At 64.1% G+C, this 13,528-nt stretch carries 12 protein-coding genes; 4 read left to right on the plus strand and 8 right to left on the minus strand.

Annotated features, from left to right (window positions below):
* Window positions 1–174: 174 nt before the first annotated feature.
* The 5 genes from C6P64_RS05375 to hppD form a co-directional block, all read right to left on the minus strand.
* The gene (locus C6P64_RS05375; RefSeq protein WP_105747571.1) at window positions 175–630 is read right to left on the minus strand and encodes a ferritin-like domain-containing protein; all 456 of its coding nucleotides are present in this window, start codon (window positions 628–630) and stop codon (window positions 175–177) included.
* Between the two features lie 29 nt (window positions 631–659).
* On the minus strand, window positions 660–1,757 hold the full coding sequence (locus tag C6P64_RS05380; RefSeq protein WP_245911635.1) for a DUF2325 domain-containing protein: 1,098 nt from the start codon (window positions 1,755–1,757) through the stop codon (window positions 660–662).
* A gap of 1,115 nt (window positions 1,758–2,872) precedes the next feature.
* Window positions 2,873–3,262, minus strand: coding sequence for a thiol-disulfide oxidoreductase DCC family protein (locus C6P64_RS05390; RefSeq protein WP_105747574.1), 390 nt, complete (start codon window positions 3,260–3,262; stop codon window positions 2,873–2,875).
* A 9-nt stretch (window positions 3,263–3,271) separates the two neighbouring features.
* A complete protein-coding gene (locus tag C6P64_RS05395) occupies window positions 3,272–3,835 on the minus strand; it encodes a histidine phosphatase family protein (protein ID WP_105747575.1) in 564 nt (187 codons plus the stop codon).
* Between the two features lie 327 nt (window positions 3,836–4,162).
* Window positions 4,163–5,245 carry a 4-hydroxyphenylpyruvate dioxygenase gene (gene hppD / locus C6P64_RS05405; RefSeq protein ID WP_105747577.1) on the minus strand — a complete coding sequence of 361 codons (1,083 nt, stop codon included), beginning with the start codon at window positions 5,243–5,245 and terminating at the stop codon, window positions 4,163–4,165.
* A gap of 136 nt (window positions 5,246–5,381) precedes the next feature.
* On the opposite strand from hppD, the gene C6P64_RS05410 reads away from it, so the two are divergent.
* Together C6P64_RS05410 and C6P64_RS05415 are read left to right on the plus strand one after the other, a co-directional pair.
* Window positions 5,382–5,846, plus strand: coding sequence for an Lrp/AsnC family transcriptional regulator (locus tag C6P64_RS05410; protein WP_425436729.1), 465 nt, complete (start codon window positions 5,382–5,384; stop codon window positions 5,844–5,846).
* A 210-nt stretch (window positions 5,847–6,056) separates the two neighbouring features.
* Window positions 6,057–6,512 carry an acyl-CoA thioesterase gene (locus C6P64_RS05415; protein WP_105747579.1) on the plus strand — a complete coding sequence of 152 codons (456 nt, stop codon included), beginning with the start codon at window positions 6,057–6,059 and terminating at the stop codon, window positions 6,510–6,512.
* A gap of 247 nt (window positions 6,513–6,759) precedes the next feature.
* Here C6P64_RS05415 and C6P64_RS05420 read toward each other — a convergent pair whose 3' ends face one another.
* Window positions 6,760–7,455 (minus strand): HAD family hydrolase, encoded by a 696-nt coding sequence (locus C6P64_RS05420; RefSeq protein WP_170073046.1) that lies wholly within the window; start codon window positions 7,453–7,455, stop codon window positions 6,760–6,762.
* Between the two features lie 294 nt (window positions 7,456–7,749).
* Here C6P64_RS05420 and dmeF point away from each other — a divergent pair, with 294 nt between their 5' ends.
* Window positions 7,750–8,727: a CDF family Co(II)/Ni(II) efflux transporter DmeF gene (gene dmeF, locus C6P64_RS05425; protein WP_105747581.1), complete on the plus strand. Its 978-nt coding sequence runs from the start codon at window positions 7,750–7,752 to the stop codon at window positions 8,725–8,727.
* 56 nt (window positions 8,728–8,783) lie between these two features.
* Window positions 8,784–9,170 carry a hypothetical protein gene (locus C6P64_RS05430; protein ID WP_211296797.1) on the plus strand — a complete coding sequence of 129 codons (387 nt, stop codon included), beginning with the start codon at window positions 8,784–8,786 and terminating at the stop codon, window positions 9,168–9,170.
* Between the two features lie 6 nt (window positions 9,171–9,176).
* Here C6P64_RS05430 and C6P64_RS05435 read toward each other — a convergent pair whose 3' ends face one another.
* Together C6P64_RS05435 and C6P64_RS05440 are read right to left on the minus strand one after the other, a co-directional pair.
* Window positions 9,177–10,820 carry a choice-of-anchor I family protein gene (locus tag C6P64_RS05435; RefSeq protein WP_105747583.1) on the minus strand — a complete coding sequence of 548 codons (1,644 nt, stop codon included), beginning with the start codon at window positions 10,818–10,820 and terminating at the stop codon, window positions 9,177–9,179.
* Window positions 10,821–10,925: 105 nt separating this feature from the next.
* Complete coding sequence (locus C6P64_RS05440; RefSeq protein ID WP_211296798.1) at window positions 10,926–13,256, minus strand: esterase-like activity of phytase family protein; 2,331 nt, start codon at window positions 13,254–13,256, stop codon at window positions 10,926–10,928.
* Window positions 13,257–13,528: the final 272 nt, after the last annotated feature.

The following is a 13,528-nucleotide window of genomic DNA, read 5'->3' on the forward strand; positions in this document are numbered from 1 at the left end:
GGCACCTTGAAATCACTCAGATTAGGAGATAGGCCTACTCGGTCTTGAAGTCTGGCCGCTGGCTTCCTTCCCAACAGTTAACAACACTGCTCAATAGAAGAAAGGTTGTGATGAGGTCGCAGACTCGTGACTGTCTTGGCCCCTGCAAACCGGGGCCAAGACAATGTCACTGCGTTAGCCCTTGAATGCCGCTGTGTCTCCAGGACGACGCAGCATCTTGTTGACTTCGTCCTGGTGCAGTTCCTCGTTGACGATCATTTCGCGCGCGTATTCCTCGAGCAGCACCGAATGGCCTTCTGCGATCTTCAGCAGGTCGTAGTAGGCGGCCAGGGCGCTCTTCTCGTGCTCCAGGCTCTCGCGCAGGATGTCGCCGATGTCGTGCTGCTCGGTTTCCAGTAGGGGGCCTATCTTCAGCGAAGGGTGGCCGCCCAGCAGCGTGACCAGTTCCCCCGCCTTGTAGGCGTGCGCCAGGCTCTCGTCGGCATTGCCTTTCATCCATGACACGATGGGGATGCGGTTGTAGCCATACACCATCAGCGAGTAGTGGGTGTACTTCACCACACCAGCGAGTTCGAGTTCCATGATGCGGTTGAGCGCAGCAATGGCGGCTTGGGTCTTGGATTCGTCCATGGTGGTTTCCTTTACGTGGTTGGAACTGTTCACGGCGCAGGTGCATTCTCAGTGGTTTTTACCGCTGTGTCATCCACCGCGATCTGCTGAAGGGAGCGGGCCAGCGAGGAGGTGCTCGGGTTCTCGACGAAGACGCATTGCTTGCCCATGCGCTTGCAGAAATCCTTGACCCGCCAGTAGGCGTTATGACTGATGCAGCCGGTCTGGCAAATCACCAGGTCCGCCGCGGCCAGCACTGAGTCGAGTGCCGCCTGGTTGTCTTCGAGTCCGCCGTCGTGGTGAGCAAAATGGCCACCGGCCTTTTCAATCACCGTCCGGTAGCTCGCCACGTTGCCGTTGCGGCCCCCAACACAGAGCACCGTCTTTTCTCTCAGGTGGAACGTGACAGGGACTTCCTTGACGCTATCGGACTGTCGTTCTGCGGGCGGCAAGGGCGCATCTTTTTTGCTGCGTAGGCTCAGTTCGCGTTGAGCTAGACCTAGCTGCTGTCGTAGCTGAGCGTTTTGCGCTTCGAGCTCGGCTTGGCGGGTGGTGAGCTGCTCGACCCTGGCGCGCAGCCTCGCGGCGTTTTCGTAGTCGGGCAGGGCTGCCTTGAGCTGCTCCATCTCTTGCACGAGCCAGCCGATGCGCGTATCGCGGCCAATCACCTGTGCTCGCTGCTCGACCAGGTGGGCTTGAAGCTGCTCAATCTCGGCCACCTTCTCCGTGAGCACGCGGGTGCAGCGCTCCTGAGCCTTGCCAAGTTCACGGCTGAGCACGCCGTTTTCCTTGATCAGCTCGTTGACCTTGTTCACGTCGACGCGGATGGCGGCCCCGGCCTGATGCTGCAGCATGTGCATGTCCCGCAAGACGACTTCCTGCAATACCTCGTCGCAGCGCGGGTGGGTCAGGGTGGCCCAGAAGGCACCAGGCACATCGACGCCGCTGCGGACCGCCTGAGCCCAAAGGTCAGCCACTGCCCTGGGGGTCTTGCCGACCCTGAAAGCCTGCACGCTTCTGGCGTGCCTTGCCTCCAGCTCCTTTTGTAGGATTTCCGACAAACGATTGCGTGTCGTGCATTCAGTCACTGCACCCACATGAACCTCGTAGTCATCCGCCACAGCCTTGCCACCGAGCGCCTTGTTCACCAGGTGCCGCAGCGTGGCCAGCGGAACACACACACCGACAACCGGGCAGTGGCATTGGTGTGGCAGATCCCAAAGCCGTCTGCGGCGTGATCCGGTGGGGACTGAGAGGGGGCTGGAACATTGCTCGCACATGCGACCTCCTTGCTGCGTTTTAGACTGATCAATGAAGAGCATGGCCGGGCGAGTTTCGGACATGGCTGCCGCCTGTCTGCCTGCTGTCCAGGCGCTGCTTCGCTTGCGACAGCATCTGGGCCAGTGCCTGGAAGGCGGTCAGTTCAAGTCTTAGCGAAAGACAGTCAAGCGAGAGATGGACGACGCCACACTCTGGGCAGACAGACACATGCCCGACAGGGCTACGGGCCAGCAAGGCGTGCTGACAGCTGGACGAAGTGGGCGAGCGCTCCATGCGAACCTCTTGCGACAAATGTGGAAGCTAGATTGTAAACAAGAATCATTCGCAATAAATCTGAGGGCTATGCGTTCTAAGCTGGGCATAGCTGGCACCAGGTGAAGGGGCGGTGACCTTGCACCTCCTCTGCCGACACACAGCAAGGGCAGGCCCTCGGCGCCGTTTTTTTCCAGCTACAGGGCTCAGTCCTTATAGGGCGGGGCTGAGCTCCGTCACCGGTGTGCCGCAGAATGCGGTTCTGGGTTCAATTCCGCGTTTGTCGACAATCCTGTATAGTTCATTCAGGTGTGCCGTTTTGGTGTGCCAACTTTTTTGAAATCTGACCTAAGTCTTTGATTTTTATGAGGTGGTTTTGAGGGTTCGCTTCCCCCCAGCTCCACCACCTACCAAAGATCCCGACCCTTATCAGGTCGGGATTTTTTTTGGAATTTCCAAATGGCGACAACCACTTACGCGCTCAGCCTCGCGAGCGCCGGTTGCGTCATCCAAGCGTGAGTGGGCCGGGTCTGTTGCGGTTACGGCTTCAGGTCAGGGTAATCCCCAGCATCCGTGACCAAACTTGTGGACAAGTTCCGTGGCAACTGTCCAAGTCCTTGCTGTCATTGATCTTTCATGCCCTGATTAAAAAATGGGCAGACCAGTCTCGAGCGGATGCTGGCGTGGTGCATTCCTGTTCCGGCGACCATGGCCTGAATCTGCCTGTCGCTTACTGCAGCGACCGGTCCGCGTCACGCCACCAGCGTTTGGCCAGTCGCTGCAGCCTGGGTCGCAGTGGCAGGAAGGCACGGTAGGCCAGCTCCAGTCTCCACGACATCGGTGGCCAGGCCAGGCACCAGCCCAGCGTGCGCCAGCCCGGCAAGGCCCGCCACAACCGCGCAAATGCGGCACCACCGCTGAGCAGCCGCCCGCCTGCCTCGCGCACGTGGAAGCGGCGCATCGCGGCATCGCACGACAGGCCTTCGCCCAGCGGCGCGCCCGCGCTCACATCCATCCAGTCCAGCCGCTCGGCGCCGGGCAGGCGGCGATAGAAGGCGATCTCGCGCCGGCACAGCGGACAGCTGCCGTCGTAGTAGATGGTCAGTTCAGGGCTGTTCATGGGACGGGTTCAGGCCTCTGGCTGCATCATGCCCCGGGCCAGCAGCGAGCCCGCCCGGTCCACCAGGAAGCCCTCGCCCATGGCGGGGTAGGCGCCGGTCAGTCCGGTCATGATCACCTGGTGCGTGACCCAGACCTCCAGCTGGCCCGCGGGCAGTTGCCGCAGGCGTTCGCGCAGCCGCTGCAGTTGCGGTCCGTGCTGGCCCTGGTCGCGAAAGGTGGAGTTCAGCGCGTACCAGTCCTGGTAGCTGCCGAAGGCCAGCCGGGCCGTGTCCTGGCAGCGGCACCACTGGCTGCTGAGCACGGTCGGCACCGGCAGCCGCTGTTGCTGGAACCAGGTGCCGATCGCCTGTGCCTCGGCCCGGCCAGCCTCGGACAGGTTGCGCTGGGTGCTGCACTGGCCCAGGGTGAAACCTGGCGGATCGCCCAGACCGGCTTCGGTGCTCGCATGGCGGATCAGCAGCACGCCACCCTGTCTGGCGAGCGCTGACAGGGCGGGGCTGTAGGGTTCCCCGCAAGCAGCGGATCCCAGGGCCCACAGTCCCGATCCAAGCAGTAGGGTGCGCCTGTCCATGTTCCATGTTCTCCTGAGTCAAGCACCGCAGGACCTTGGACCAGCCGGGCGAAACCTCCCGCTCGTCATGACCACGGCATCGATGCAAAAGACATGATGTTGCCGCAATGCCCGCTGCATCGCGTGCCTGGGGTCATGTCCTGCAGGCCGTCCCTGCCGCGCTTGCGAGGCATGGTCTCCGGCTTGAACCGCTCCAGCAGGATCTGCTGGGTCGGCTCCGGGGCCTCGAACCGAACCCAGTGTCCGGCACCCGGAATCACGCGGAAATCCCGCTGTGCGTGACCATCAATCAGGCCGCAGAACTGGAGGCGACAGGGTGGGAGCTCATCAGGTGTCCTTGGTATGGATCGCGCCTCGGCGCAGCTGGTCGCGTTCCAGGCTTTCGAACAGGGCCTTGAAGTTGCCCTCGCCGAAACCCTCGTCATTCTTGCGTTCGATGAATTCGAAGAATACCGGACCCAGCAGGCATTGCGAGAAGATCTGCAGCAGCAGCCGCTTTTCACCGTTGGCCGTGGAGCCGTCCAGCAGGATGCCGCGCGTCTGCAGTTCGCTCACGGCTTCGCCATGGCCGGGCAGGCGCTCTTCGAGCATCTCGTAGTAGCTGTCGTTGGGCGCCGTCATCAGGGAAATGCCGGCCAGCTGCAGCGCGTCCACGCTGGCCTTGAGGTCATCGGTCAGCAGCGCCACATGCTGGATGCCTTCGCCGTTGAACTGCAGCAGGAACTCCTCGATCTGGCCGCCGGTCTTGCCCGATTCCTCGTTCAGCGGGATGCGGATCAGGCCGTCCGGCGCGGTCATGGCACGGCTGGTCAGCCCGGTGTATTCGCCCTTGATGTCGAAATGGCGGATCTCGCGGAAGTTGAAGATGCGCTCGTAGAACGCTCCCCAGAACGCCATCCGGCCCTTGTAGACATTGTGCGTCAGGTGGTCGATCAGCTTGAAGCCATGGCCCCTGGGGTGGCGGTCTACGCCTTCGATGAACTCGAAGTCGATGTCGTAGATGCTCTTGCCATCCTCGTAGCGGTCGATCAGGTAGAGCGGTGCCCCACCGATGCCCTTGATGGCCGGCAGGCGCAGCTCCATCGGGCCGGTGGGGATGTCGACCGGCTGGGCGCCCAGCTCGAGCGCCCGTTGGTAGGCCTGGTGCGAGTCCCTGACGCGGAAAGCCAGGCCGCAGGCGCTGGGGCCATGCTCGGCGGCGAAGTAGCCGGCCAGGCTCCTGGGTTCGCGGTTGACGATGAAGTTGATGCCGCCCTGGCGGTACAGCAGCACGTCCTTGGAGCGGTGCCTGGCCACCAGGGTGAAGCCCATCTGCTCGAACAGGGGCTCGAGCACATTCGGGGTCGGCGAGGCGAATTCGACGAACTCGAAACCGCACAGCCCCATCGGGTTGTCAAACAAGTCGGCCATGAAGCATCCTTTCTGGAATATTGCTGAACCAGGAAATCCTACATAGCAGGTCTCGCAAAAACTTCTCATAAATCATAGATGGATTCCCTGGATAATGAAATAATGTTTCCTTGATAAAAGGAATCGCGAAATTTTCATGGACGAGCTCGACGCCATCGACAAACGCCTGCTGGGCTGCCTGCAAAAGGACGGACGCATCAGCAACCAGGAGCTGGCGCAGGCGGTTCACCTGTCGCCGGCGCAAAGCCACCGTCGCCACAAGCGGCTCGAGGAGCAGGGCTATGTGAAGGCCTATGAAGCGCGGCTCGATGCGGCCAAGCTCGGCCTGGGCGTGCTGGCCTATGTGCACGTCACCATGGAGCGTGGCCACATGCGTGAGGTCCTCAAGTTCCGCGACACCCTGATGGCGCTGGAGCAGGTGCAGGAGTGCTATGCCGTGACGGGCGACTTCGACTACATGCTCAAGGTCGTCGCGCGCGACCTCAAGCATCTGTCGGACTTCCTGCTGGGCACCGTGGCACTGCTGCCCGGGGTCAACGGCGTGCGCTCCAGCGTGTGCCTGGACGAGATCAAGTCCACCACGGCGCTGCCCCTGGCTTGACTGGCCGATTCGATGCCGCATTCGCATGGGGCAGGCAAGCCTGACTGGCACCACGCACGGATGGCCCAGCTGCACGGCAGCAGCGTCCCAGGCTGAATGCTATAAATTGGCCTCCCTGACCGCAGGCAACGGCCATCGCAAGGGCCAAACCCTCCGGCTCGTCGCCATGCCTGCGCCACGCCGATTCCCCCCAAGCCACATAACCCATACATGAGCAAGACCATCGTCTATGAAGTCGAGGTGATGTTCGGCGACTGCGACCCCGCCGGCATCGTGTTCTTTCCCAACTATTCGAAGTGGATGGACGGCGCCTCGCTGAACTTCTTCCGCCAATGCGGCCTGCCGCCCTGGCGCGAGCTACAGAAAACGCGCGGCATCATCGGCACCCCGCTGCTCGAGATCCATACCCGGTTCCTGCGCCCGGCCAGCTACGGCGACCGGCTGCAGATCCACACCCGCATCACCGAATGGCGCAACAAGGTCTTCATCCACCAGCATGTGGTCAAGCGCGGCGACGAGCTGCTGTGCGAGGGCACCGAGACGCGCGCCTTCGTGGTCCATCCACCCGAGGAGCCGGACCGCATCAAGGCCATTCCGATCCCCGAGGACATCAAGGCCCTGTGCTCCAGGCGGGAATCTGGATGCAGTGATTCGTCAGCCTGTTGATCGACATCTCCTCCGGGACGATCTATCCACCTGCTGGCCCTGCCTGGCCGGACAATCCCCAGCAACCGTGACCAAGCTTGTGGACAAGCCCGGTGACAGGCAGGCAAGTCCTTGTTGTCATTGGTTTTTCATGCTGCGCTTAAAAAACAGGCATTCCCGGCCTGCTGGGCGGCTGGCATGTGCCGCCACGACGAAGCCTCCATCGATTGCTGGCGCTGCCGGCGTCATTCCGGCGTCGAGCCCCGGCTCAGGCCGGCTGCGCTTCGCCGGCTTTCCAGCAGCGCTGCGGCCAGCCTTGTTGTTCGGCCAGCGCGCGCAGCTTGGCATCGGGGTTCACGGCCACGGGGTGGGACACGGCCTGCAGCAGCGGGATGTCGTTGGCCGAGTCGGAGTAGAAATGCGATTCGAGGATGGTGTCGCTGCTCAGCGGAAGGCCCAGCCAGTCTTGTACGCGGGCGATCTTGTGCTCGCGAAACGAGGGCTGGCCCAGCATGCGCCCGGTGGCCTGGTCGGCTTCGATTTCCACTTCCGATGCAATCGTGTGGATGTCCAGCACCCGGCCCAGCGTCCCCACCAGCACCGAGTTGGTGGCCGTGACCAGAGCCAGGCGATGGCCGGCGGCGCGGTGGGATTCCAGCGCAGCCAGGGCAGCAGGCGCGAGGCGGGGCACGAGCTCGCTGTGAACAAAGTGCTCCACGATGGCTTGCCACTCGCTGATGCGGCGGCGGCGCAGCAAGCCGATGTGGAAATCCATGTACTCGGCCATGTCCAGCTGTTCGCGGGCGTAAAGCGCCATGTACTGCTGTTGGCGCTCGATGGTGTCGGCTTCCGCCAGGCCTCGCTGCGCGAGGTGGTCAAGCCACAGGATGTTGGTATCCCCGTCCAGCAAGGTGTGGTCGAGGTCGAAAAGCGCGAGTTTCATGAGGTCCTTCAGTCCAGCCACTTGCCGTGGGCATCGTAGCAAGGGTAGCGGCCAGCAAGGTCGCCCATCACCACGGCATGGTTGAGGCATTGTCCCTCGTGACGGCCCGAGACCCTTGAGGCCCGCGCGCTGCCCTGCCAGGCAGCAGGGTGATCGCGGGCTGCCTGATAAGATTCGTCGACTATCGTGGCGTCGCCGCTCTTCAGCCTGCAGCGGCTTGCACCAGCAGGCCCATCTGTCATGGCGCAGGCAGTTCTCTTGTCTGGCGCTCCCTTGCACCACAAGGCCTTTGACCCGGCCCCGAGGATGAATTCCATGTCTACCGAAACCCTCTCCCGCTGGATGCACGACCATGTCTTCGACGTCGGCAGCGAGGCGGCCGAACGCAGCACGCGGATCGTGATGTGGATCACCGTCGTCATGATGGGGGTCGAAATTGTCGCCGGCTGGTGGTTCAACTCGATGGCACTGCTGGCCGACGGCTGGCACATGAGCTCCCATGCCTTGGCCATCGGCCTGTCGACCCTGGCTTATGCGACCGCGCGCCGCTATTCCAGGGACCCGCGCTTCGCCTTCGGCACCTGGAAGATCGAGGTGCTGGCCGGCTTCGCCAGCGCGATCTTCCTGCTCGGCGTCGCGGTGCTGATGCTGCTCGGATCGGTCGAGCGCATCTTCTCGCCGCAGCCGATCCAGTACCAGGAGGCCAGCCTCATCGCGGTGCTCGGGTTGGTGGTCAACATCGTCTGCGCGGTGATCCTGGGCCAGGCCCATCATCACGACCATGGCCATGCGCATTCCCATGCCCATGATCACCATCATGACCACGGCCACCATCACGACCTGAACCTGAAGTCGGCCTATCTGCATGTGATCGCCGATGCCGCCACCTCGCTGCTGGCGATCCTGGCGCTGGCCGGCGGCTGGGTCTATGGCTGGTCCTGGCTGGATCCGGCGATGGGCATCGTCGGCGCCTTGCTGGTGGCCGTCTGGGCCAAGGGCCTGATCGTCGAGACCAGCAAGGTGCTGCTCGACCGCGAGATGGACCATCCGGTGGTGGACGAGATCCGCGAGGTGGTCGAGGTCGATGGCCCCGACGGTCACACCCGCATCACCGACCTGCATGTCTGGCGTGTCGGCAAGCGGGTCTATTCCTGCGCCCTGACCGTGGTGAGCCATGATGCGGCGCTGACGCCCGATGTCGTGCGCGAGCGGCTGTCGGTGCACGAGGAGATCGTGCACTCGACGATCGAGATCCATCGCTGCAGCGCCGCTGAGCTGGCAGGTCGCGCATGACAGCCTGCTGCAGGCAAGCGCTTGCCGCCAGCGCAATGCTCTGGGCTGCAGCCGCCTTGGCCGGCCCGCCCGTCACGATCACCTTCAGGAACCGCGACGCCACTGCCGATGCCGTCTACCTGCCCAGCGGCAGCAACGAAGCCAGTACCTACGCCAACGCCGAGCCGAAACCGGCCGCCAGGGTGCCGAAATCGGGGTCAGATGCCTATGTCGTGACGAGCCGGCTCAATCCGGACGTCAATTTTGCCCATGTCCGCTACCGCATCGGCAACCGGCAATGCCTGTTCGGCACCAGCTTCGTCAACCTGCCTAAGCCCGGTGGCTACAAGGTGCCGCAGTGGAAGCAGAGCGCCAAGGGCAGTGGCGGCGCCGTCTGCAGCGCCACCATCACCTCGACCCACCTGGACAGCCATGCCTGGTCGGTCGAGTTTGTCATGCAATAGCGGGCCTTATCTGATCTCGTACACCGCCAGCGAGCCGCTCACCTCGTAGCCGGCCAGCAGCAGGGCGTTGCCGGTCGGGCTCTGGGCCGCGGGCACGAAGGCCAGCCCCTCGGGCGACAGGTCGCCGCTGGCCAGGTCGCTGCTGTTCTGCAGCCACTGCACGAAGCGCGGCGCGGCCGGTCGGCTCACGTCATAGATGGCGATCGCGCTGGCACGCTCCAGTCCGACGAAGGCGTACAGCTTCTTGCCGACCTGGCCCACCACCACGCTTTCGGGCTCCGGCCCCTTGTTGTCGAGGCGGCCCTTGACCTGGGCATGGTTGAGCAGGCCGGGCTCGAGCCTGGAGTAGGCCAGGCGCTCCAGCGCCGAGCCGGACTCGTGGACCTGGGCGCCGGTGCGCGCGTCGTGGATCGAGAACGAGCGTCCGCCCAGGGTGTAGAGCTTCTCGTACCGTCCCTGGCTGTTGCGCCCCATGGTGTTGAAGACGGTCAGTCGGCCCAGCTCGGTATTGGCCTGCAGGGCGGCTGCGTCGGGGAAGGCCGTTGCATCCAGCGCCAGGCTGCTCACGCGAGCGGTTTCTCCCGGCTTCTGGAAATCATCCCGGTCATCGCCTTCGTTGGCGGTGATGAAGTACTCCTTGCCCTTGACCCGGAAGGTGGCGATGCCGTCGGGCAGATAAAGGCCCAGCAGGTTCCGGTAGGACTTGAGGGCCAACGGCGGTTTCGCCTGGTCCGAGGCGGCCAGCGCATTGGCCGCCAGCCCATGGTCCTTGACGCCCATCGGCAGCAGGCGCTCGATGCGGGGCTGGCGCAGGTCGACCACCGCCACCGCATTGTTCTCCTGCAGGGTGACATAGGCCTTGCGGCTGTCGGCGCTGATGCTGACATACTCGGGCTCCAGGTCCTGGGCCACGGTGGCGCCGATGCGGCCGATTCGCACCGCCGCCGGCAGCTCGATCGAGCGCTTGGCGCCGGCATTGAAGTCCGAGAAATCGAGCGTGACAGCCTGGTCGGCAGGCAGGCCTTGCTTGATCGCGATGACCGAGAGGCTGCCCAGTGGATCGATGCCGTCGGTCGCGAAGCTGACGCTCAGCTCGCCTTCGTTGGCCACCACCAACTGGCGGCCGTCGGGGCTGAACTTCAGGCCATCGGGCAGGCTGCCCACGACCACCTTCTTGAGGAAGCGGGCATTGCCTTGGCCATCCAGGCGGTAGAAGGCCACTACGCCCGGATCGGTCTTGGGGCTGGCCTGCACCGCGATCGCCAGCAGGTCGCCCGAGATGTCGAGCGACTGCACGCCGCCAGCGCTGAAGCCGGCGTCGTTGACATCGCTGGCCACCGAGGTGATGGCGCCGCTGGCCAGGTTGCTGGCTTGGGTCGGATTGGTCAGGGCGCTGCTGCCCAGGCCGCGCAGGCTGATGCGCTGGAAGGAGGAGGGCTGGCTGCGGGTGTCGACCGTGATGAAGGCCGACTGGCTGGCCGGGTGGAAGACCACGATCTCGGCAGTGCCGGCCGAGACGCCAGCGGCGAAGCGGCCGATCAGCTGGGCCTGGTGCGCTGCCGGGGCGGACTCGCCACCGTGAGCGCCAAAGGCCGACAGGAGGGCCGCTGCGAGCAGGCCACGGAACAGGAACTGGCGGGAGTTTTTCATCGAAGTCGGTGCGGGAATGTTGGACGGCAGGCCCAGACCATGGCCCAGCCTGATGACATATGCGTGACACGGGCTCGGCTCTTGCGCCGAGCCCGTGCTCCGACATCAGTTCAGCGTCAGCTGGCCCAGCTTGAGCAGCTGGGTCTCGCCGTTGTTGTCATCGACGCCATCGTTGTCGTTGACCAGCAGCACATCGCCATTGGCCAGCACCGCCAGGCCCTCGATCTTCTCGACCACCAGGCCCTTGGATGCCTTCAGGTCGGGCAGCACGTCGCGCACCAGGGTCTTGCTCAGCACAGTGCCGTCGGTGGCGCCGCTCAGGTCGATGCGGTAGAGCTTCTTGATGCGGGCATCGGGGCCGCCCTGGTTGTCACGCTCGATGACCAGGAAGCGCTTGTTGCCCAGCGCCGTGATGTCCGACAGGCCGACCCAGCCCTTGTTGGGCGAGGTGACCGCGTCGAGCGGATAGAACATGAACTGCCAGGTCTTGGCAGCCAGGTCATAGACGCCGATGCGCGGGTGCTTGTCGCCGGCCCAGGCGCGCTGGAAGGCCAGCACCAGCTTGCCGTCCGATTCGGCGATGCCCTCGAAGCCGAAGCGCTGCTGCTTGGCATCGATCGCGGCGGGCAGCCGGATGATGTCCTCGATCACGCCGCTGGCCGAGAGCTTGAAGATCAGGTTCGCCGACAGCACCGGACGGGCCGCTTCGCCCACCGTGCCAGCCCCTTCGGAGGCAATCCAGAAGCCGCCGCCCGAGGCGAGCGAAATGCCTTCCGGGTCCAGGTTGACGCTGCCGTCCGCATTCACCAGGGCGGCCAGGTCGGTGGCATCGAAGGCATTCGCATCCTTGGCGGACGGCAGCTGGGTCGCCAGTGCGGCAATCTTGCCGTTCGGATCGGTGATCCGGATCTCGCGTCGCAGGCTGGCGGGCTTGACGCTGGCGTCGATCTCGAAGATCCGGTTGCCGCGGAAGAAGCTGTCATCGATGCCATAGACGACGGACCCGCTGGGCGCGGCCACCAGACCCGACATGGCCGACCAGGGGATGGGCGTGCCATCGGCGCGGTTGACCGACTGCAGCGTCGGATAGGCGGCGGGCGCCTGCTGGTACTGGTAGATGTTGAGCGCGGAGCGCAGCGTCGAGCTGGTGGCGCGGTCATCGAGTTCGCTGGCGGCAATCAGCAGATTGCGCGAAGGAATGGCCAGCACGCCCTCGGGCGCGGCAGCGGCGGGGAGCACCTGCTTGAAAACCGGCTGGTTCGGCTGGCTCATGTCGTAGACGGCCACGACGCTGGAGCGTTCGGAGGCCACGAACAGGTAGTCGGTGCCGTCAAAGCGGCCAAAGGTCACGTTCTCGGGCTCGTTGCCCTTGGCATCGGAGCGCTTGTCGTTGGCGTGGCCGATGCGCGCCATCAGGTGTTCCATCAGGTTGCCGGCATCGTAGGCCAGCTTGCCATCCGTATTGAAGATGGAGAAGCCGCGGCTGCCGCCGTTCAGGTCGCCTTCGTTGGCGGTGGCAAACTGGGTCCTGGAGAGCCAGCTGACGCCATCGGGCTCGCGCAGGCGGTTGGCCTGGGTTTCGCTCAGGCTGAGCACATTGGGACGCGGGGCATCGGTCAGGTCCACCTGGTTCAGCGTGACCGCCCCGGCGCTGAAATGCCGGCTGACCTTGCCGGAGGCCAGATCGACCAGTGCGATGTGGTTGTTCTCCTGCAGCGTGACGACGGCGATGTTGTCGTCGTTGATCGAGACATACTCGGGTTCGGCATCGTCCGGATACAGCGCGGCCAGCCCCTTGAGCTCGACCTGGCGCGTCTTCCAGCTGGCGGGCGCACCCACCGTGTCGACGATGGTCAGGTAGCCCGTCGGCGCCTGGGGCGGTGCACCGTTGCCCAGGGTCTCGTCGCGCTCGTTCTCGATCACCACGGCCATATACCTGCCGTCCTTGCTGCGCGCGACCGAATCAGGCTGGCCTCCGAGCGCGATCTCGCTGACGACGCTGCGCTTGGCAATGTCCACCACCACCAGCTTGCCCGAGACATTGACGAAGTCCTTCGAGGTATTGACCGCCACCAGCGCATGCGCGCCCAGCACGGTGACCGAGGTCGGCTCGCCACCCATGACCAGGCGGCCCAGCGGCTTGGGATTGGCGGGATCCGCGATGTCGACGAAGCCGATCTCGCCCTTGAGGCTGTTGGTATAGACCAGGGTCATGCCGTCTTCGCTGGCCGCCACGATTTCCGCTGCCGTCGGGGTGCTGTCCTCGCAGGAGGACTCCAGCTGCGCGCAGACGGCAAAGGTGGCCGTGCGGTTGAAGAACTTGTCCGGGTTGCTGACCGAAGCCAGCTGAACCGGGGTGTCATCCCCGTCGTTGCAAGCCGTCAGCAGCCCCGACAAGGCGACGCTGGCCGCCAGTGCAATCGCTAGTTTTTTCACAAGCATCTCCAAAGTGCAAAATTTTGCATCGTAGGGAGAACTTGTGAACGTTTCTTGACAGGTCGCGCCAGTTTGACGCCCGGGCCAAGGCGCGTGCGGCAGAAGCGTTCAGCGCCAGCGCCGGATGGACGCGGTCACCACGCCCAGGATCGGCAGCGGCTGGCCTTCTTCCGGGATGAGTTCCGGCCAGGCCGGGTTGGCCGCCAGCAGCCTGGCCTGGCCGTCCTCGAGGCTGAGCTGCCTGATGCAGCGGCTTTGTTGCGCAATTCAAT

The organism is Malikia granosa (assembly GCF_002980595.1).
Lineage (GTDB): Bacteria > Pseudomonadota > Gammaproteobacteria > Burkholderiales > Burkholderiaceae_C > Malikia > Malikia granosa.